This window comes from Bradyrhizobium sp. USDA 223 (assembly GCF_044909005.1).
GTDB lineage: Bacteria > Pseudomonadota > Alphaproteobacteria > Rhizobiales > Xanthobacteraceae > Bradyrhizobium > Bradyrhizobium yuanmingense.
This window is the reverse complement of record NZ_JBIYDR010000001.1, coordinates 3,618,893-3,639,283: the sequence shown is the minus strand read 5'-3', so window position 1 is coordinate 3,639,283 and position 20,391 is coordinate 3,618,893. Positions and strand designations below refer to the sequence as shown.

At 63.5% G+C, this 20,391-nt stretch carries 19 protein-coding genes; 6 read left to right on the top strand and 13 right to left on the bottom strand.

What is annotated here, in order from left to right:
* Window positions 1-234 precede the first annotated feature (234 nt).
* Together ABIA40_RS16855 and ABIA40_RS16850 are read left to right on the top strand one after the other, a co-directional pair.
* On the top strand, window positions 235-1,284 hold the full coding sequence (locus ABIA40_RS16855) for a hydroxyacid dehydrogenase (protein WP_404542268.1): 1,050 nt from the start codon (window positions 235-237) through the stop codon (window positions 1,282-1,284).
* Window positions 1,285-1,400: 116 nt separating this feature from the next.
* On the top strand, window positions 1,401-1,841 hold the full coding sequence (locus tag ABIA40_RS16850) for a flagellar basal body rod protein FlgC (protein ID WP_404542266.1): 441 nt from the start codon (window positions 1,401-1,403) through the stop codon (window positions 1,839-1,841).
* 37 nt (window positions 1,842-1,878) lie between these two features.
* Here ABIA40_RS16850 and ABIA40_RS16845 read toward each other — a convergent pair whose 3' ends face one another.
* A complete protein-coding gene (locus tag ABIA40_RS16845; RefSeq protein ID WP_404542264.1) occupies window positions 1,879-2,652 on the bottom strand; it encodes an ornithine cyclodeaminase family protein in 774 nt (257 codons plus the stop codon).
* 325 nt (window positions 2,653-2,977) lie between these two features.
* On the opposite strand from ABIA40_RS16845, the gene ABIA40_RS16840 reads away from it, so the two are divergent.
* Window positions 2,978-3,190: a hypothetical protein gene (locus ABIA40_RS16840; RefSeq protein WP_198399673.1), complete on the top strand. Its 213-nt coding sequence runs from the start codon at window positions 2,978-2,980 to the stop codon at window positions 3,188-3,190.
* A gap of 3 nt (window positions 3,191-3,193) precedes the next feature.
* Here ABIA40_RS16840 and ABIA40_RS16835 read toward each other — a convergent pair whose 3' ends face one another.
* The 6 genes from ABIA40_RS16835 to ABIA40_RS16810 all read right to left on the bottom strand — a co-directional run bounded on the left by ABIA40_RS16835 (window position 3,194) and on the right by ABIA40_RS16810 (window position 10,560).
* Window positions 3,194-3,769 (bottom strand): GNAT family N-acetyltransferase, encoded by a 576-nt coding sequence (locus ABIA40_RS16835; protein WP_271545147.1) that lies wholly within the window; start codon window positions 3,767-3,769, stop codon window positions 3,194-3,196.
* 6 nt (window positions 3,770-3,775) lie between these two features.
* Entirely contained in the window at window positions 3,776-6,133 is a 2,358-nt protein-coding gene (locus ABIA40_RS16830; protein WP_404542260.1) for an Orn/Lys/Arg decarboxylase N-terminal domain-containing protein, read from the bottom strand.
* Window positions 6,134-6,229: 96 nt separating this feature from the next.
* Entirely contained in the window at window positions 6,230-8,434 is a 2,205-nt protein-coding gene (locus ABIA40_RS16825) for a xanthine dehydrogenase family protein molybdopterin-binding subunit (protein ID WP_404542257.1), read from the bottom strand.
* 7 nt (window positions 8,435-8,441) lie between these two features.
* Window positions 8,442-9,458: an FAD binding domain-containing protein gene (locus tag ABIA40_RS16820; RefSeq protein ID WP_404542255.1), complete on the bottom strand. Its 1,017-nt coding sequence runs from the start codon at window positions 9,456-9,458 to the stop codon at window positions 8,442-8,444.
* Complete coding sequence (locus tag ABIA40_RS16815) at window positions 9,455-9,940, bottom strand: (2Fe-2S)-binding protein (protein ID WP_404542253.1); 486 nt, start codon at window positions 9,938-9,940, stop codon at window positions 9,455-9,457. The genes ABIA40_RS16820 and ABIA40_RS16815 overlap by 4 nt, the downstream gene beginning before the upstream one ends.
* Window positions 9,941-10,080: 140 nt before the next feature.
* Window positions 10,081-10,560: an Lrp/AsnC family transcriptional regulator gene (locus ABIA40_RS16810; protein ID WP_198399674.1), complete on the bottom strand. Its 480-nt coding sequence runs from the start codon at window positions 10,558-10,560 to the stop codon at window positions 10,081-10,083.
* A gap of 143 nt (window positions 10,561-10,703) precedes the next feature.
* Between ABIA40_RS16810 and ald the strand changes: the two genes are divergently transcribed.
* From ald to ABIA40_RS16795, 3 genes are all read left to right on the top strand, one after another.
* Entirely contained in the window at window positions 10,704-11,819 is a 1,116-nt protein-coding gene (gene ald / locus ABIA40_RS16805; RefSeq protein WP_157282532.1) for an alanine dehydrogenase, read from the top strand.
* 268 nt (window positions 11,820-12,087) lie between these two features.
* Window positions 12,088-12,306, top strand: a complete 219-nt coding sequence (locus tag ABIA40_RS16800) for a hypothetical protein (protein ID WP_157282533.1) — start codon at window positions 12,088-12,090, stop codon at window positions 12,304-12,306.
* A 111-nt stretch (window positions 12,307-12,417) separates the two neighbouring features.
* On the top strand, window positions 12,418-13,476 hold the full coding sequence (locus ABIA40_RS16795; RefSeq protein WP_271545143.1) for a YeiH family protein: 1,059 nt from the start codon (window positions 12,418-12,420) through the stop codon (window positions 13,474-13,476).
* A 57-nt stretch (window positions 13,477-13,533) separates the two neighbouring features.
* Here ABIA40_RS16795 and ABIA40_RS16790 read toward each other — a convergent pair whose 3' ends face one another.
* The 6 genes from ABIA40_RS16790 to ABIA40_RS16765 all read right to left on the bottom strand — a co-directional run bounded on the left by ABIA40_RS16790 (window position 13,534) and on the right by ABIA40_RS16765 (window position 20,301).
* Entirely contained in the window at window positions 13,534-15,522 is a 1,989-nt protein-coding gene (locus ABIA40_RS16790) for a phospholipase D-like domain-containing protein (protein ID WP_404542250.1), read from the bottom strand.
* A gap of 233 nt (window positions 15,523-15,755) precedes the next feature.
* The gene (locus ABIA40_RS16785) at window positions 15,756-16,628 is read right to left on the bottom strand and encodes an ABC transporter ATP-binding protein (protein WP_036005639.1); all 873 of its coding nucleotides are present in this window, start codon (window positions 16,626-16,628) and stop codon (window positions 15,756-15,758) included.
* Entirely contained in the window at window positions 16,625-17,536 is a 912-nt protein-coding gene (locus ABIA40_RS16780; RefSeq protein ID WP_404542247.1) for an ABC transporter permease, read from the bottom strand. The genes ABIA40_RS16785 and ABIA40_RS16780 overlap by 4 nt, the downstream gene beginning before the upstream one ends.
* Window positions 17,533-18,948, bottom strand: a complete 1,416-nt coding sequence (locus tag ABIA40_RS16775) for an ABC transporter substrate-binding protein (RefSeq protein ID WP_404542245.1) — start codon at window positions 18,946-18,948, stop codon at window positions 17,533-17,535. The genes ABIA40_RS16780 and ABIA40_RS16775 overlap by 4 nt, the downstream gene beginning before the upstream one ends.
* Window positions 18,949-19,130: 182 nt before the next feature.
* A complete protein-coding gene (locus tag ABIA40_RS16770; protein WP_404542243.1) occupies window positions 19,131-19,904 on the bottom strand; it encodes a Crp/Fnr family transcriptional regulator in 774 nt (257 codons plus the stop codon).
* A 100-nt stretch (window positions 19,905-20,004) separates the two neighbouring features.
* On the bottom strand, window positions 20,005-20,301 hold the full coding sequence (locus ABIA40_RS16765) for a gamma-butyrobetaine hydroxylase-like domain-containing protein (protein WP_404546262.1): 297 nt from the start codon (window positions 20,299-20,301) through the stop codon (window positions 20,005-20,007).
* Between the last annotated feature and the right edge of the window lie 90 nt (window positions 20,302-20,391).

Here is a 20,391-nt window from a genome sequence, read left to right as displayed (position 1 = left end):
CCTGGGGCCTCGCATGCTTCTTGGTTCTGGCCGTCGCGGCAGTCTGCCGAACTTGACGCGGGCAGCGGGATTGTCAACATGTCCGTGCCGTCACCTTGATCTGCGCCAGCAGGCCTGCCGTGGCCGGCACCGCCATGGCATAAGCGGCGACAACCAGAACACAGGAGGGGGCATAGGAGGGCGCGCATCGCGCTGACCGTGCGGATCTCCCGCGAACGAGCCGGAAGGGTCCTGATGTCTGTCAACAACAAGCGCGTCGTCTACTCCAATTATTTGGCCAATCCGATCTATATCGACATCCTGAAGGCGCGGCCCGACGTGCGGGTCGATCGCATCGAAAACCGAAGCCCCGAGGATGTCTATGGCCCGCTCCTCGGCGCTGCCCACGTCTACCAGGTCGGCGCCGCCCGCGATGAGCTCGCCCCGCATTTCCATGTCGATGCCGCCTTCCTGAAGCGGACGCCGAATTTGCTGCTGGTCTCCAGCAACGGTGCCGGCTTCGATCCCGTCGACGTCGAGGCCTGCACGGAGGCAGGCGTCGTAGTCGTCAACCAGTCCGGCGGCAACGCCCATTCGGTCGCCGAGCATGCGCTGGCGATGATGCTGACGCTGTCCAAGCGCATCATCCAGTCGGATCGCCGGCTGCGCCGCGCGCGCGACGTGAACCGCAACGATCTCGTCGGCAACGAGGTCGAGGGCAAGACCGTCGGCATCATCGGCCTCGGCAATGTCGGCCGGCGCATCGCCGCCTTGTGCAAGGGCCTGCTCGGCATGACAGTGCTTGCCTACGATCCGTATTTGTCGGCCGAGGTGATGGCCGAGCGGGGCGGGGAGAAGGTCGAGCTGGACGAGCTGTTGCGCCGCGCCGATTTCGTCTCGATCTCATGCCCGCTCAACAAGGGCAGCCGCAACTTGATCAGCACACGCGAATTCGCGCTGATGCAGCCGCATGCCTATTTTATCACCACCGCACGCGGATTCATCCACGACGAGGACGCGCTGCTGCAGGCCCTGCGCGACAAGCGAATCGCCGGTGCCGGCCTCGACGTCTGGTCCAAGGAGCCGCCGCCGCCGGAGCATCCGCTGCTCCAGTTCGACAACGTGCTGGCGAGCCCGCACACGGCAGGCGTCACCATCGAGGCGCGTCAGAACATGGGCCGGATCGCCGCCGAGCAGGTGCTGGATGTGCTCGACGGCAAGCGCCCGCCGCGCATCATCAATCCCGAAGCCTGGCCGCGCTATGCCGAGCGCTTCAAGCAGGCTTTTGGCGTGACGCCGGGGTAGGGCGCGCGAAGCCCAGTCGCGCGCCGATCCTTGGTTATCAGGATGAAAACAGAGAGCGGTGGATTTTACTGATGGCGTGAATGAACGCGTATGACCTCTCCTGTAGATCAGGGAGCATGAGCATACCTTCGATTGCGACATCCGGACTTTCTGCGGCGAGTTTGCGCGTGAACGTGGCCGCGAGTAATATCGCCAACATCAGCACGACCGGCCCACTACCCGCGTCAGGCGGGTCGAGCGCATCGGCCGGTGCGGGCATTGCTCCAACGTTTCCTGCAGCTTACGTGCCCTTGCGGGTCGATCAGGTCTCCCAGTCGAGCGGTTCGACACCAGGCGGTACGGTCGCGACCGTATCGACGGTGTCGCCGAGCTATACCGCGCGTTTCGACCCAAGCGCTCCCTTCGCAAACCAGGACGGTCTGGTCGCAGCGCCGAATGTCGATCTTGCTAGCGAATTCGCTCAGCTGGTGACCGCAAGGTACAGCTTCGTTGCCAATGCGAAGGTCATTCAGGCCTACGCCGAAACGCAAGACACGCTCCTCGACATCAAGGCGTGAGGGCTGACGGTCGGCCGTGTCTCGCCAGCCTGGGCCACTACCCCAGCTTGGCGCCGAGCTGCTGGAACACGGCCTCGCAGGTCATGAGGTCGAGATGGCCGCCGCCCGCGTTCTTGAAGAACGTGATGTCGGACGGTGACGTTCGCCCCTGCACAAGGCCGCCGACGAGGTCGTAGAGGTCGCCGAGGACGTCCGCCTCGCTGATCGCGCCGCTCGCGATCGGCTGCAGGATGTCGCCGACGCCGTGGAAGGCGGATTCCCGCCGGTCCACGAAGACGCGGGAGCGCTTGGCCGCCTCGTCATCAGCCTCCCGGGTTTGCGGTGTGTAGCCGCCGACGAGGTCCAGATGCGTGCCCGGCCGCAGATTGCGGCCCTTGATCAGCGGCTGATGCGCGCGGGTGCAGGTGGTAATGACGTCGGCCTCGCGCGTCGCGGCGTCGAGATCCGTGATTGCTTCCGCCTTGATGCCGGCCTTCGCCAAGCGCTGAGCGAGATCCACGCCCCGGTCCGGACTGCGATTCCAAATCAGCACGGGCTCCAGTGACGGCCGCACGGCTCGATGACCCCGGATCAGCCATTCAGACATCTCGCCGGCCCCGACGCAGAGCAGTGTCTCGGGATTGGGCGGGGCGAGCAGCTTCGTGGCCAACGCGGAGTCGGCTGCGGTGCGCCAATGCGTGATCTCGGTCCCGTCCATCGCCGCCAGCGGCCGCCCATTGGTGCCGTCGAACAGCACGCACACGGCCTGCACCGCCGGTATCCTGCCTTCGGCCAGATTGGCCGGAAAGCTGGTGAACATCTTGCTGGCCATGTATCGGCCGGGATCGACGGCGCTGCGGATTGCCCCCTCTCGTCTCCAAGGAAGGCGTCCAGCACCTCCATCTTCGGCCGGCGATGCGCTTCTTCGAGGGCCGTAATCAGGATCGGAAAGGTCAGAGCTTTCGTGACTTCGGTATCGGAGACAAAGTGCAAGGCAAGTTCCTTATTGGCGACCGGCATTTGCCCATAAACCCGCGCGGCAGGTTCCGCAACGAATCTTCCGCCGGGACTGGACAAGCCTTGATCCGCGTCAAAATCTCCTTTCCCCGTCCGGCCTAAATGGGACTAGAGTGCCGGCGGGCAGGCAGGGAGGTCCCATGTCAACTTATGTCGTCAGGTTCATGAAGGACGTGCTCGGCGAATACGGCCGGCAACGCGAGGTCTGCCAGGGCACGCTCGAGATCGACGCCGCCGACGAGGACGAGGCCAGGGAACGGGCGAAAGCGAGGTTCTGCAAGGACCAGGCGTTGCATCACTGGTCACTGCATGCCGACCGCATCCACGTCAGACCGGCCGACTACCCATCCTAGGGCTTAACGCCCGGGTGCCGTGACGGGCGGGGGCGTCGTCGTCCCCGCGCCGAGCGAGCGTTGCACCATGACGGTGTCGGACCAGCGGCCGTGGCGGAAGGCAACGCCGCTGAGCAGGCCGGCGCGCGCGAAGCCGAACCGCTCGTGCAGCTTCAGCGAGGGCGCGTTATCGGCATCGATATAGCCGATCATCTGGCGAAAGCCGGCCGCCGCGCAGGCATCGATCAATTCCTGCAGCAACAGCCGTCCGACCCCGCGGCCGAGATGGGCGTGATGGACGTAGATCGAGTGCTTGGCGGTGTATCGATAGGCGGGCCTTTTGCGGAACAGCACGGCATAGGCATAGCCGACGACCTCGCCGCGCCAGGTCGCCACCAGATGCGGCAGGCGGGTCTGCTTCAGGTTCTTGCGCCGGTCGCGCAGATCGTCCGGGTCCGGCGCACCGGTTCCTTCGACATCGCGCGGCACGCCGTTGCGGACGTGATGGCGGTAGATCGACAGCATCGCCTCGACGTCGCTTTCGCGTGATGGCCGAACCAGGACGGGTTCATCGCTCGCGCGCGCAGCTGCTTCGTTCATCGGCACCTACTCGGTCACGACATAAGTGTAGAGCCCGATGCGCCCATTCGCATCGACCTCCTTGTAGACGCCCTGGATCTCGACGTCGAAGCCCGGAAATGTGTTGAAGCAGGTCTCGAACATCTTGAGATAATCGATCATGGGCTTGGCCCGTTCCGTCAGCCGCTCGCCGGGCACGATGGTGGCGATGCCGGGCGGGTAGACCACGAAGGGCGTGGTCGCGATTCGGCCGGCGATCGCCTCGATCGGGAGGTAGTCGACGTCGTTCTTGAACAGATAGCGCGCGGCATCGCGCGGCGACATCGCGATCTCGGGCATGTGCTCGGGCATGAACTGCCTGGCCTGGAGCGCGCTGACGTCGGCGGTGCGGAAGAAACGGTGCATCTCGCCGCAGAGGTCGCGCAGCCGCGCACCTGCGTAGCGCGCCTGCCGCCTTTGATAGAATTCGGGGATGACATCGGCCAGCAGCGCATTGTCGTCGTGCAGCCTCTTGAATGCGACGAGGCCGGAGATCAGCGTGCCCGCCTTGCTCGCCTCGACGCCGGGCGTGAGCAGGAAGAGCAGGGAGTTGAGGTCGTTCTTCTCGGGGACGATGCGGTTCTCGCGGAGATATTGCGCGACGACCGGCGCGGGAATGCCGTGCTCGGCATAGGCCCCGGTCGCGCGATCGAACCCGGGCGTGAGCAGCGTCAGCTTGTTCGGATCGGTCATGGCAAAGCCTTCCGCGAGATCGGGAAAGCCGTGCCAGTTGGTAGCCGGGGAGAGCTGCCACAGCGCGGGGTTGGTGGCGAGCTCGTCGGTCGAGAGGGTCTCCCAGGCGACATTGTGCGCCGCGCCGGGGCGGCTGACATCGGCAATGGCGATGCGATCGGGAACGAACGGCTCGAAGAACCAGCGGCGATCCGGATTTTGCTCCTTCTCCTCGAACTCCCGGCGCATCGCGCGGATCTTCTTGCGCAGCTCGATGCCGAGCCGGATCGTGTCGTCCCACAGCACTTCGCCGGAGCGGCCCTTCATCATCTGCGCGCCGACGTCGAGCGAGGCGAACAGCGGGTAGAACGGCGAGGTCGAGGCGTGCTGCATGAAGCTCTCGTTGAAGCGGCGGTGCTCGACGCGGCGCTTCTGGCCGCGGATGTGGCGGTCCTTGATGTGGATCTGCGAGGCCTGCGAGAAGCTTGCCAGCTGCTTGTGGGTCGACTGCGTCGCGATGATGCCGGGGGCGTCGGGCGGAAGATTTGCCAGCCCCATGGCGAAGCGGCCGGCATAAAGGGGGTGGAATTTCATGAAGCCGGCCCAAGCTTCGTCGAACAGGATGTAGTCGCAGAGATGGCCAACGCGCTTCAGGATCATCTCGGCGCTGTGAATCGTGCCGTCATAGGTGCATTGTTCGACGACGGCGACGCGGAATGGCCGTTCCTTGCGACAGGCGTCCCTGTCCGTGACAAGCGGATGATTGCGGATCCCCTCGCGCAGGGCCTTCTCGTCGAGCCTGTCCCAGCGCATCGGGCCGATCAGCCCCCAGGCGTTGCGAACGGTCGGCACATAGACCGGGATGCCGCCATTGATCATCAGCGCGCCGTGATGGGCGGCCTTGTGGTTGTTGCGGTCGAACAGCACGAGATCGCCGTCGGTGACGAGGGCGCCCAGCGCGACCTTGTTCGAGGTCGAGGTGCCGTTGAGCACGAAATAGGTCTTTTCCGCGCCGAAGATTTGCGCGGCCTCCTTCTGCGCCCTCAGCGCGGGGCCCTCATGGGTGAGGAGGTCGCCGAGGTCGAGCACGGAATTGTCGAGGTCGTCGCGGAACACGGATTCGCCGAGATGCTCGACGAACACGCGCCCGATCGGGCTGCGATTGTAGAACACGCCGCCATTGTGGCCCGGGCAGGTCCAGAGCTGGTTGCCTTCCTCGGCATAGTCGACCAGCGCGCCGAAGAATGGCGTTTTCAGCGTCTCCGCATATTGCTTCAGACGGCTGATCAGGTTCTTGGCGATGAAGGTTGGCGTCTCCTCGGACAGGAAGACATAGCCGTCGATGAAATCGAGCACCTCGACCGGCAAATCCTCGAACCGCTTGCGGCGGATCAGGAGAATGATCGGGAAGTCGAGGCCACGGCGGCGCATCAGATTGATCAGCGCCGAGGTCTTGCCCTCCAGGCCCTTCTTGCCCCAGTCCACCACCATGCAGCCGATCGCGGCGTCGGTCTGCACCGCCATCCCGGCATCCTCCAGCTTGCGGGCCCGGACCACCTCGAAGCCGGAGCGCTGGATCTCCTCGATGATCTGGTTGAAGCGGACGCCCTCGAGGTCGTCGGCGTCGAACACAGGTGCGGCGAACAGGAAGTTGAAGCGCTTGAAATAATCCATGGCGGGTCCCGAATGTGCAGGAAGATACAGCTCTCTGCACATTCGATGACATCTGGATGACATGCCCGAGTGCTGTGGCAAGGTTGGCCTGCCGCTTCACTCCAGTAGCTTATCCAGCGTGATCGGGAAGCGCCGGATGCGCTTGCCGGTGGCGTGATAGACGGCGTTCGCAATTGCGGCCGGGACGCCGACGATGCCGATTTCGCCGAGACCCTTGATGCCCAACAGGTTGATGCGGTCGTCGGGCTCGTCGACGAAAATCACGTTGATGTCGTGGACATCGGCGTTCACGGGAATGTGGTATTCGGCGATGTTCGCGTTCATGATGCGGCCGAAGCGGTGATCCATCACCGTCTCCTCGTGCAGCGCCATCCCGATCCCCCAGACCACGCCGCCCATGATCTGGCTGCGGCCCGTCTTCGTGTTCAGGATGCGCCCGGCCGCGATCGCGCTCACGACCCGCGTGACGCGAATGACGCCGAGCTCGTCATCCACCTTGACCTCGGCAAAGACCGCAGAATGCGTGTTGCGCGCGTGGGACTTATCCTCGGCGAACTCGTTCAGCTTCTCCTTCTCGATCCGTTCGAGCTTGCTGTGGCGCATGACATCCGCAATCGAGACGGCGCGATTGCGGTCGGCGGCCTTGGCAACCGTGCCGTCGAGGAGAACGATGTCCGGCGCATCGACGGCGGCGAGTGGCGAGGCAGGCATCGCCTTGGCATATCGCGCGAGCTCGCGGCGAATCTCCTCGGCTGCTCCAAGCACGGCGTGCGCGCTCGAGGCGGCCATCCATGAGCCACCTTCCACAGGTGCCTGCGGCAGGCTCGAATCCGCAAGCTTGACGCTGACGTTCTCGATCGGCAGCCCGAGGGCATCGGCCGCGACCTGCGCCACGATGGTGTACGTGCCGGTGCCGATATCGGACGCGGCGCAGGAGACCTCGGCATGGCCGTTGGCCGTCAGCACGATGCGGACGGCGACCGGCATCTGCAGCGCTTCCCACACCCCAGTCGCCATGCCCCAGCCGACGAGTTCCCTGCCGTCGCGCATCGAGCGAGGTGCGGGATTGCGGCGGCTCCAGCCGAAAGCTTCTGCGCCGCGGGCGTAGCACTCGCGCAGCTGCTTGCTGGTGTAAGGCAGGCCTTGGCTCTGGTCGCGATCCGAGTAGCACCTCAGGCGCAGCTCGACCGGGTCGAGCTTGAGCGCGACGGCCAGTTCGTCCATGGCGCATTCGAGCGCGCAGACGCCCGTTGCGGCTCCGGGGGCGCGCATGTCGCAGGGCGTCGAAACATCGAGTTCGATCAATTTGTGTGAAAAGTTGCTGTTGGGGGTCTTGTAAAGCTGCTCGGCCCAGCCCGTATCGTTGCGCGAAAAATCCTCATAACGTGAGGTCACGGCAACGGCTTCGTGGGTGATCGCATCGAGCGTGCCGTCCAGCTTTGCACCGAGCGCAACGCGCTCGATGGTCATGGGACGATAGCCCAGGCCATACATCTGCTGCCGCGTCAGCACGACGCGGACGGAGCGCTTCAGTGCGAGCGCGGCAAGGGTTGCCAGCACCACCTGGTGCTGCGGTCGCAGGCCCGAGCCGAACGCGCCGCCGACATAGGGCGAGATCACGCGGATGTCGTCCGGCTTCTTGCCGAAAATGCTGCAGAGAAACTTCTGGACGTTCTGGACGCCCTGCGTCTTGTCGTAGACCGTGAGCCCGCCACTGCCGTTCCAGACGGCCGTCGTCGCGAAGAGCTCCATCGGGTTGTGGTGCTCGGTCGGGATGACGTAATCCGCCTCGTGGCGCACGGCCGCGCGCGCCAGGGCTGCTGCGGCATCACCACGCGGCTTGTGCGGTTGATCCACTTTTTCGGCCTTGCCGCGTTCGGATTCGAGATCGGTCGCAAACGCCTCCTGCTCATATTCGATGCGAACGCGGGTTGCGGCGAACTTGGCGGTCTCCCAATCCTCCGCGACGACCAGTGCGATCGGCTGGCCGTTGAACTTGACCAGGCCATCATAAAGTGGCCGGAACGGCGAGCCCTTCTCCGGTGCCACCTCATCCTTCCAGGCTTCGTCCTTGTCGGCGAGGGGCGGGCGATGTTCATGCGTGAGCACGTCGACCACGCCCTTCACCCTCAGCGCCTCGCTGGTGTCGAGACGAGCGATGCGCCCGCGCGCGATGGTGGCCTCGACCACGAAGCCGTGAAGGAGACCGTCTGCTGCGAACTCGCCCGCATATTTGGCGGCCCCGGTGACCTTGGCGCGGCCGTCGACGCGCGACGTTGGTGTTCCGACATAGGCGTTCATCGGGCCCTCATGCGATCTTTTTGTGAGCTTGTGATTGCGGCGTGGCGCTTGCGGCCTGCATCAGCGCACGCACGACGGCTCGGCGCGCCAGGTCGATCTTGAACCCGTTGTGGGGGCGTGCCGTCGCTCCCTGCAGCAGCAGGTCGGCGGCGCGCCCGAAATGATCCGGTGTCGCCGCCTGACCGCGCAATGCAGCTTCGGCCTCGAGGCTTCGCCAGGGCTTGTGGGCCACGCCACCAAGCGCAAGGCGCGCTTCGCCGATCGCGTTGCCCTCCAATTCGAGCGCGGCCGCGACCGAGACCAGAGCAAAGGCGTAGGACAGCCGGTCGCGGATCTTCAGATAGCTGTAGTTCCGGGCAAAGCCGTGCGGCGGCAGCTCGATGGCGATAATGATCTCGCCGCTGCCGAGATTGGTATCGAGATGAGGCTTGTCCTCGGGAAGCCGATGGAAATCCGTCAGCGCGATGGTGCGCTGCCCCGAGGGGCGTGCGATATGCACGAGCGCGCCGAGCGCGGCCAGCGCCACGCTCATGTCGGACGGATTGGTCGCAATGCAGGAGTTGCTGGTGCCGAGGATGGCATGGTTGCGGTTGAGGCCATCGAGGGCCGAGCAGCCCGCGCCGGGGCTTCGCTTGTTGCAGGGTGTCGTGGTGTCATAGAAATAGGGGCAGCGCGTTCGTTGCATCAGATTGCCGCCGACCGAGGCCATGTTGCGCAGTTGCGCTGAGGCGCCGGCCAGGATGGCGCTGGCAAGGAGGGGATAGCGCTGCTCGATCAACGGGTGGTAGGCGAGGTCTGAGTTCGGCACCAAGGCGCCTATGCGCAGACCGCCGTCCGCTGTCTCCTCGACGTCGCGGAGCGGCAGGCGAGAGATGTCGATCAGCCGGGAGGGACGTTCGACGTTCTCCTTCATCAGATCGATGAGGTTGGTGCCGCCGGCGATCAACTTCGCACCGGGATCGGCGGCGAGCAGGCGGATGGCGTCGGCAACATCGCTTGCGCGGGAATATTGGAAGTTGTTCATGACCGGCTCATTGCCTGCTCGATCGCAGCCACGATGTTGGGGTAGGCACCGCAGCGACAGAGGTTTCCGCTCATCAGCTCCCGGATCTCATCCGCATCGCGCGCACGGCCTTCGGCCAACAGGCCTGCGGCAGAGCAAATCTGTCCCGGCGTGCAATAACCGCACTGAAAGGCATCGTGGTCGATGAAGGCCTGTTGCAGGGGATGCAGCGCGCCGTCCCTGGCCAAGCCTTCGATAGTCGTGATCTCGGCGCCATCCCTCATGACGGCCAGGGTCAGACAGGAATTGACCCGTCTTCCGTCTATCAGCACGGTACAGGCACCGCATTGGCCGTGATCGCAGCCTTTCTTGGTGCCGGTCAGCTCCAGACGGTCGCGCAGCGCATCCAGTAGCGTGGTCCATGGCACGACCTCGAGCGCGCGCCTTTCGCCATTGACGACGAGGTTGATCGGAATGCGTTCGGGGATCGTAAGGTCGACCATGGTGTATTTCCCTGCGGAAAGGCCGAGCCGGGCAAATTGTGCAAATAACGCGAGACTGCGTTGCCGCCGCTGGCCGATAGCGCCCAACGGATGACGGGTTGCTTGGTTCCCGACCGGTTCTCCCGATTGAATTTACGAGATCAGCGCTTCGTCTCGCTGAACACCACAGTCGGTACCGCGCGGTTGACGATCTCGCGCAGCGCGAAGCTCGATTGCACCCGCGCGACGCGCGGCAGGCGGGACAGCTCGGTGCGGTGGATGCGCTCGAAATCCTGGATGTCGCGGGCGAGCACGATCAGGATGTAGTCGTCCGTCCCCGACATCAGGAAGCAGCGCACGACGGAGGGACATTTCGTCACCTCTGCCTCGAACGCCTTCAGTGCCTCGTCGCTCTGGCTCTCCAGCGCGATGCGAACCAGCACCGTGGTGGTGAGGCCGAACTGGCCGAGGTCGAGCGCGGCCTGGTAGGCCTGGATGTAGCCGTCATCCTCCAGCGCCTTCTGCCGCCGCGCCAGCGCCGTGCTCGACAAGCCGATCTTGTTGGCAAGCTCGGTGTGGCTGGCTCGCGCATTGGTGGTGAGTTCCGCGAGGATGGCGAGGTCTTTCCGGTCGAGGGCCAAGGTTTCGTTTCCAGCGTCAAAGGACGATTTCGCGCCGGAAACCGGCGCGGGCGCCGCCAAGGTAGCGGATATTTGCACGAAACCAAACCGACCCTCTCGCTACGATCAACAATGGAATCAAAGCATTGGCGAGGGAGATCAAGATGCGCGTCGGAGTGCCCAAGGAGATCAAGCTGCAGGAATATCGCGTCGGGCTCACCCCAGGTGCGGTCCGCGAATACGTTGCCGCCGGGCACCAGGTGACGGTCGAGAGCGGCGCCGGCAGCGGCATCGGTGCGTCCGACGAGGTGTACCGGCGGGCAGGGGCGTCCATCGCCGAGACCGCTCGCGAGATCTTTGCAAAGTCCGACATGATCGTGAAGGTGAAGGAGCCGCAGAAGAGCGAATGGGCTCAGCTTCGCGAAGGCCAGATCCTCTTTACTTACCTTCATCTTGCACCGGATCCCGAGCAGGCCAAGGGCCTTCTTGCTTCGGGCTGCACCGCAATCGCCTATGAAACCGTCACGGACGCGAGCGGTCACCTCCCGCTGCTCGCCCCGATGAGCGAAGTCGCCGGCCGCCTTGCCGTCGAGGCCGCCGGCGCCGCGCTCAAGCGTTCCAGCGGCGGCCGCGGCCTGCTGCTCGGCGGCGTGCCCGGCGTGCAGCCGGCACGCGTCGTCGTGCTCGGCGGCGGCGTGGTCGGAACGCAGGCGGCGCGCATGGCCGCCGGCTTAGGTGCCGAAGTCACCGTGATCGACCGCTCGATCCCGCGCTTGCGCGAACTGGACGATCTGTTTGTTGGACGCGTGCGCACCCGTTTCTCCACCATCGAGGCGGTCGAGGACGAGGTGTTCGCCGCCGACGTCGTGATCGGTGCCGTGCTGGTGCCCGGCGCCAGCGCGCCGAAGCTCGTCACGCGCGCGATGCTGAAATCGATGCGGCCGGGAGCCGTGCTGGTCGACGTCGCGATCGACCAGGGCGGCTGCTTTGAGACCTCGCACCCGACCACCCACGCGGAGCCGACCTACGAGGTCGATGGCGTCGTTCACTATTGCGTCGCCAACATGCCGGGAGCGGTGCCGGTGACCTCGAGCCAGGCCCTGAACAACGCGACGCTGCCGTTCGGCCTGATGCTGGCGAACAAGGGCTTTGCGGCGGTCTTGGAGAATCCGCATCTGCGCAATGGGCTCAACGTGCATCGCGGCCGGGTGACGAACAAGGCGGTGGCGGAGAGTCTGGGGCTGGAGTTTGCGCCGGTAGGGAGCGGACTGGCGGCGTAGCGAGATGGGCCATCGTCGGTGCGGCGCCATCAACCGACTGGAAGATGGCGCTGCCGCCGTGCTCCCGAGCCCCCGGGGAATCCCGACGCGGTGAAGGCGTTGTGACCGGAGCGGCGGTGTCCAAATAGGCGGAAAGAAGAAAACTATTGCCGCGGTCCTGTCAGGAGGAAGGAGTTTCCCCTTCCGAGGGCAAAAACGCCAATCGCTTCCATTGCTGTTTGGAGCCGAAACGACGACATTTCCGCCAGAAACTGGTGGATCGGCAGCCATGGAACGCACTGGATTTGAGCCCTTCGGCGAGCAACTGGCGTCCGCAACGGACACCCAGCCGAAGTCGCGTGCCTCCAAGCTCCTGCTGCGCGCCGGCACCACCCTGTTCTGGTCGCTGGTCGCGGGCATCGTGCTGGCCCGCGCGGCCTTCTTCGAGCCGGGCATCTATGACGGCTTCAGCCGCGTCGCCTCGCTGGCCAAGAACCTCATCTTCTGAGGCCGTTTATTCCGGGCTGAGGACAGAACTTCTCTCGGTCCTGATATGTCGAAAACATATTCCCCAATTGAATTGCGCTGCGTATAAATCTTTCTCCTCCGGGAGAGATTTGTGTCGCAGAATCAAGCATCCAGCCCGGCCGATTCCAAGCCGGCCACCGCCGCGGGCCGTATTGCGGCGCTGATTCCGGGCATCCTCCTCTGCGTTCTCGTGGCCGGTGTGTCGGCCCTGCTCGAGCGGGCCGAACTGGGCATGTTCGAGCACCCCTATGTCGAGGCGCTGGTCATGGCGATCCTGCTCGGCATGGCGGTGCGCAGCTTCTGGAAGCCGGCCCCACGGTGGCAGGCCGGCATCGCCTTCAGCGCCAAGCAACTGCTGGAAGTCGCGGTGATGCTGCTCGGGGCCTCCATCAGCTTTGCCGCGATCGCGGCTTCCGGCATTGCGCTGCTCGCCTCCATCGCCGCGGTCGTCGTGGTCGCGCTCTGCGTCTCCTTCGGCCTCAGCCGGCTACTCGGCCTGTCGACGCGGCTGTCGATCCTGATCGCCTGCGGCAACTCGATCTGCGGCAATTCCGCGATCGCTGCGGTGGCGCCCATCATCGGCGCCAGCAACGACGAGATTGCATCCTCGATCTCCTTTACGGCGATCCTTGGCGTGATGATGGTGCTGGGCCTGCCGCTGCTGATCCCGCTGCTGCAATTGTCCGCAACGCAGTACGGCATTCTCGCCGGGCTCACCGTCTACGCGGTGCCGCAGGTGCTCGCCGCGACGGTGCCGGCAGGTCTCGTCTCAACCCAGATCGGCACGCTGGTGAAGCTGATGCGTGTCCTGATGCTCGGCCCGGTCGTCGTCGGCCTGTCGCTGGTCGCTTCGCGCTGGCAGAGCGATGCCAAGAAAACCAGCGTCGGCTTCTTCCGCCTGGTCCCCTGGTTCATCCTCGGCTTCCTTGCGCTTGCGACCCTGCGCTCGCTGGAGATCGTGCCGGCGACAGTGGTTGGCCCCGTGACGACGATCACGGGCTTTCTGACGGTGGTCTCGATGGCCGCCCTCGGCCTTGGCGTCGACGTGCGCGTGCTCGCCAATGTCGGCGGCCGGGTGACGGCGGCCGTGACGCTGTCGCTGATCCTGCTGCTGGGGATCAGCATCGCGCTGGTGCACTGGTTCAAGTGATAACGGTTGTTGCCGCGAGGGCGAAGCCGCGACGCCTCTGAGAGCCGTCCACAGGTCCTAGCGCGCAAAATACCTCATCAGTTGTCCCTTCTTGTGCTCGACGTATCCGTCCTGCCAGTCGGCGTCCGTTTCCAGGAAGCCCGACCAGCCCTTCTTACCCTTACGTTTGCGCTCGCTCTCGATGGCCCGGAAGCGGTAGTGGTCGTAAACATCGAGGATATGGACTGCATAAGCCTCAGCCAGAGCGCGGTTGCCGCTGACGATCAGCATGTTCTCGTCGTTTGAATAGGAGGCCTTGTAGCCCAGATTGTGGCTGCCGAGGATGACATGACAGTCATCCCGACGGGGATCAATGACGGCCAGCTTGTCATGGATGATTGCTCCAATGGCTCCCTTGGCCGTCAACTGTTCGGCCCCGAAGTCGCCGAGCAGATTGTGGTCGTCAATGCGTGAGGCGCGAACTATCGATATGTTCTTGTCATCAAATGTCGCCGGCGATTCGCCTTCTTCCACGACTTCACCATCCTCGTCCTTCTTCTTGCCGACATAGTTCGGCATCGCCATCGGGCTCGAAACGGCACCACAGATCAGCAGCGAACGATCGTGTAACCCGATGTTGATGACTTCACCGATGATGCAGTCTTTGCCTTTCTGCCCGGGGTAGAAAGCAAGGAATAGAATCGCCTCCTTGGCGCTCCGCATTAACTTGTAGGCATCGGTTAGGTCGGGTGGTGTAGGGGCCGGTTTCGTCTTGGACGTCGGTTTCTTGCGTTGTGGCATATTGGGAGAGAACCAAGCGCGGAGTGTCGTGCCGTTCCCTGCGTCGATCTCTTCGGGTGTAGCATTGTCCTCCCGGAACTTGTCGCCCTGTTGGTTGTCTTTCATCGCCTTTCCGAACGGCCTTGGAAGCTTCAGTTGATCCTTCTTCATACGCTTCCAGTAGTTTAGGTATGACCCGGCGATGGCGTCGTCCTCGATCAGCAGCGCGTTATTCGTCTGTCCGGCGATGCCGGTGGAGGTCCAGTTGGTACTGCCGGTCAGCACGGAACGGTTTCCGCCTCCCGGCGGGACGTGGACGACGAACTTGTTGTGGCCGATGTGAATGGAATTGTTGAACATCCGGTGCTGTACATCGACACCTTCATCAATGAGACGCTTCCGCGCCGGCCTGTTGCGCTCATCCCATTTCTTGTCCTTTCCCGCCGACGTGTTCGATAGGATGACGTGTATACGAGACTTGTTGGCGACGAGAATGTCTTCGAGTTCACGATCTTCCAGTTCATACAGCCCGAGATAGAACCTTCCCTCGCGGTCGAAGAGTTCGCGGATCAGCGGGATGACGTCGCCCGCGAGATATTTGCGATGCGGATCATTGGGGTTTTCCAGCTTGTCTATTAGCTCGTTTGGCTTGATGACGCCGTCATCGAGCAGCACGTTGCGCAACCACTGCGCAGCCAGGATGCCGTTGGTGAAGGTAGAGCGGAATGGACCACGCCTGCTGGTGACATGGATATCATTCGATTCTACCGCGTCCGCGAGATAGCCGAGCGGACGCTTCGGTCCTTCATATGCTTTGACGCGGATCTTGACGGGCTTGCCGTCGGGACCTTTCACCGGGCGGCCCTTCTTGCCCCGCTTGACGATGTCGGCAAAGTCGATCCCGTTCGGCGGAACGGGTTGGAGGCCGGGGCGCAGGTCACCGACAGGCCGAATCTCGTAACGCACCCGAACCTCGTCAGGCCTGCGTGTCGCACCGTCGCGCTTCTTGCGGAGGGTAAGGTCCCTCCAGGCGAGCTTCTGTACCGGCCAGACGCCGGTGTCCTGCGGGATCCAATGGGGATTGCGTTGCCCCTTGAAAGAAACCCAAGCCGCGCATTTGACCCGATCTTCCTTGCCATCGGCGCGTCGCTTCACAACACCGTTTTCGTCCACATAAACACGAGTGACTTCGAAGCCGAGACAATCCTTAATCTTGCCGTCGATATTCCACGCAACGTAAGCGACCTCGTTGTTCGCGTAGCCGCGAACGGAAATGATTTTGCCCATGGCGCAATTCCCTCAACCCGCAAGATACGAAAAGCGTAACTATGGACAAGAATAACCAAAGGTTGTGTGACTTGGGGAGGTTTCCTGTCCTCGTGCGGCAAATTGCCACTTGGTCCTTGCGAAGAGGGCGCCGGCCCGTGAAAGGAAGCGGTCGGCGAGTTCAAGTCCGCGTCACATTCCGCCCGAGGCGGTCGCTTCCTCCGGGCAGCGTGGGGGAAGCAGGAGCGAACCTGCTAAATCACGTCCGCGAGCGAGTGGCCGTGCAACTCGATGTTGAGCCCTTGCATGCCCAAGTCGTTGATCTCGCCGCCCATCGCCTTCAGGCTCTCTTCGCGGATCAGCGACATCAGCCCGCGGCGGAGCGCCAAGAATTCCGACGACATCATCATCGATTGCTGCCGCGGCCGCTCCAGCGGGATCGGGATCTCCGCCTTGATCGATCCCGGCCGCGCGGTCATGCAATAGACGCGGTCGGACAGGAAGATGGCTTCGTCAATGTCGTGGGTGACGAACAGCACCGAGATCTTCAGCCGCTGCCACATATTGGTGAGGATCTGCTGCATGATGACGCGCGTCTGCGCGTCGAGCGCGCCGAAGGGCTCGTCCAGCAACAGCACTTTCGGCCCCGTCGCGAGCGCGCGGACGATTCCGACGCGCTGCTTCATGCCGCCGGAGAGCTTTTCCGGATAATGCTTTTCGAACGCTTCGAGTCCCGCAAGCCCCAACAGCGTGCGCGCGGCGCGTTCGCGCTGCGAGCGCGGCATGCCGCGCATCTTCAGGCCGAACTCGACGTTCTCGCGCACGGTCTTCCACGGAAAAAGAGAATATTGCTGAAACACCATGCCGCGTTCGGCGCTCGGACCGTTTACCCGCTCGCCGTCGACGGTAACTACACCGGTCGTCGGCTTGAGGAAGCCTGCGACCGCATTGAGCAGCGTCGACTTTCCGCAGCCGGACGGGCCGACGATCGACACGAACTCGCCGGGCCGCACATGGATCTGCGTGTCGGTGACAGCCTGCACCGCGCCCTCGATGGTCTCGTAGGCGAGGGAGAAGTTCTTGACTTCGATGTGGCCTTTTGGGCTGTTCGCTAGCACCTCGCTCATGTCGATCTCCACGGCATCACCAATTGCCCCGCGCCCCGGATCAGCAGGCTCGACCCGAGGCCGAGCACCCCGATTGCGATCATGCCGAGCGCGATGTCGGCATATTGGACCAGCGAATAAGCTTCCCAGGTGAAGTAACCGATGCCGTACTGACCGGAGATCATCTCGGCCGCGATCAGCGACACCCAGGCGACGCCCATGCCGACGGTGAGGCCGGTGAAGATGTGCGGCAGCGAGGCTGGGAAATAGACCTCCCGAAAGATCGAGCGTTCGCGCGCGCCGAGACATTGTGCGGCGCGTACCAGCACGGGGTCGACCAGCGACATTCCGTGCAGGGTGTTGACGAGAATCGGGAAAAACGAACCGAGGAAGGTGATGTAGACGATGCTCTGCTCGTTAGTCGGCCACAGCATGATCGCCATCGGCACCCAGGCGATTGCCGGGATCGGCCGCAGCACTTCGGCGACCGGGAAAATCACCTCATGCACCAGCTTGAAACGCCCCATGATCAGGCCGAGCGGCACGCCGACGATCGCCGCGAGCGAGAATCCGATGAAGATGCGCCGGCAGCTGAGCAGGATGTGCATCAGGAATTTAGGATCGTGAATCGCCTTTGTGAAGCTGTCATAGACCGCGAGCGGCGAGGGCACGTTGGTGAAGCGCACGAAGAACACGACCCGATAGGTCGTGAGCAGATGCCAGACCAGCAGAAAGGCGAGCAGCGAAATCACGCCGATTGCCGCCGCGCGCAGACCTGCCCGATTGAGCCGGTACCAACGCAACCCCAGTGTGGCGAAGGAAGGCGGCGTCGAAGGCCGGATGATGGCGGCGGGCGCGGAGCCCGCCTCAGCAAGTGCTGTTGCCGGCATGCTGTCCTCAGGCTGTCTGACGAGGGCGGGGCTGCTCACGTCTTGCCTCCGCCGACGGCGGCCTTCATCGCTTCGTCGAAGCCGAGCACCTTGCCGCTGATCTTGGCGGCGTAGGCTTCGGCGTCCTTCTTCAGCAGGAACGGGGCGACCTCGCTATTGCCGACCGCGAAGAAGGCCTGATCGGCGAACAGCTTGATGCCGCGCGTGGTGTCGAAGACGTAGGCGACGTTGATCTTCTTGCCCTTGGCCTTGTAGTCAGCATAGGCGCCGAGCGTGCAGCTGGCGGACGAGAAGGGCATGATGCCTGCACCGTCGACCCAGACTTCGCCCGCCTTGCGCGGATCGGTGATGGGTTTCTTGCAGAAGCTGTCCTCGCCCGAGATCTCATAGTTGTTGGTGCTCGCGAGCTGGGCGTCGTAGTCGAGCTTCATTTCAGCATAGGCCTTGCGGATGTATTTGTCGTCGACCCATTTCTTCGGATCGAACTCCTTCATGCGGCCGAGATTCTGCAGCACCTTGACGTCGGTCGTGGCCGCATCGATCAGCGCCGGCTTGATCGTCGGATCGGTCGTCATATTGCCGCTGGGCCCTAAGAAGATGTAGACGACCTCCTTGTTGATGCCGGTCCATTCCTGGATCTTCTCGGCGGCCAGCTTGGGATCCGCGCGTAGCCACTGATTGGCGGCGATTAGCGCCTTGAAATAGGCGACGACGACCTCGGGATATTTTTCGGCGAAGTCGGTGCGGACCACGATGCCATGGAAGGTCGGCAGGTTCGTTTCGACGCCGTCGAAGATCTTTCGCGCGAAGCCGCGGAACGGCAACAGCTCGGCGAAGGGGACGAAATCGGCGTGCCCGTCGATCTTCTTCTCCTGCAGATTGGTCGAGCCGACCTCCGGGCTCTGGCTGACGAGCTGGAAGAAATCGGACGCATAGCCGCGATCCTGCATCGCTTTCAGCACCATGCCGTGCGCGGCGGAGCCGAAAGGCACGCTGACGAGCTTACCCTTGAGATCGGCGAGGTCGTAATAGGGTGAGTCCTTGTGGACGACGAGGCCGTTGCCCGAGCCGGACAGGCTGTAGGCGGCGATGCCGACGAGGCGGCTCTTGCTCTCCGGATTGCTCTCGAAGGTGAATCCGTTCACGATGAGCGGATAGTCGCCCATCATGCCGATCTGCAGCTTGTTCGCCATCATCGCGTTGGTGACGGGCGGACCGGAGGTGAAGTTCTGCCATTCGAGCTCGAACTTGATGTTGGCGTATTTGCCGTCCTTCGGCAGGTACTTCTCGAGCAGTTGCAATTGGCGGATGACGACGCCTGCGGTGACCGTGTTGGTCGTGGTATCCTGCGTTCCGATGCCGAGCTTGACGGTTTCCGCAGAAGCCGGCTGCGAGACGAGCAGCGCCAGAGACGACATCGCGATCGAGAGCGTGGGAAGATGGCGGGCCATTCTCATCCTCATTCGGTTGGATGTGCTGTGGGTGCCATGATTGGGGGAGGGCGCAGGCAGGGCAAATCCGGAGTGGCCGCCGCAGTCGATTAGTTGCCGGGAAAAGCTGATTGCATACTCCTTGGGCAGTCCTGCATTATAAAGCCGCTTGGCTGTGCACCGGCCATGGTCGCGGGCCCCCTTCAATCCCCCGCCTGGCCGCGCATCTCCTCCAGAATGTCGGTCCGGCAGACCACGATCTGCGAGCGTTTGGTCAGCACGATTCTCTTCTCCTGCATCCGCTTCAGGCTGATCGTGACCCATTGCCTGGTGGCGCCGACCATGTGGGCGATGTCGGCGTGGGTGAAGGCCGCGGCGATCACGGTGCCGTCGGCATCCGCGACGCCGTAGAGCTCGACGAGATGCAGCAAGAGATGGGCGAGACGCTGCGTGATCGAGCGCGTCCCCAGCATCTGGGCCAGCGCCGAATAGCATTTGCCCTTGAACGTCAGGCCTTCGATCAGGCCAATCGCGAGGTTCGGGATCTCTGTAGCAAGGGACCGCAGTTCCTTTCCCGGCAGGTGCACGACGCTGCAATTACTGGAGGCAACGCCGGACCATTGATGCACGGTGCCTTCGAACACTTCGGGACCGCCGACGAAGTTGCCAACATGCCAATAGGCCAGCGTGATCTCGCGTCCGAGTGGCGAGGTGTAGAACACACGGATGCGGCCGCTCTCGATCAGCCAGATGCCGTCATGCTTGCCGCCCTGGCTAAAGAGCGTCTGGCCGCGGTTGAGCACCTTGCGGCGGCCCTGCTTCAGCACCAACTCCCGCTCGCGCGGTGAGAGCTTGTCCATCAACGGTGGTGGACCGCCGATCCATTGCTGGTTCTCGGTGAGCAGGAGCGAGGAGCTGCCGGCAGGCCGTATCGCTGCGGGAACAGCCCCGCGCACCGCATTCGCCGCCTGCAACATCGCCTGCCTCCCGAACGTTCAAATCGTTCTAAAGAGGAGCAATGTCTGTGCCAGATGGGAGCAGTCGCCTCGCGCGGGGAAAATGACAGCGAAGACCGGGTCAACGCCCCGCCAGGTTCAACAGATACGACTTGGGATATATTCCCCGGTTGTGCCCATCCGAAAACGAGATGTTCAGCCCATAGCCGAGATCGCCGATGTCGGTGATCGCAATCCCCGGAAACGCTTTGGGGAAGCGGCCGTCGAAGCGGGCGCGGGTGCAATGGGCGCATTTGCAGGAGAGGCGGAGTGTTTCGGCGGAAACGCTGAGCGCGTCGTCCTGCGTGGTGCGGACCAGGAGCGAAGCGAGATCGGCGCTGGCTTCGTAGCCGGCCACGGTCGGTGCCACCAATGTCATCGTCATGAGGAACCTCTGACTTCATTCTACGTCGAGGCGGGAACGCACGAATAGCAACTAATTGCCGGTGCGGGCGGGATCGCGAGCCTG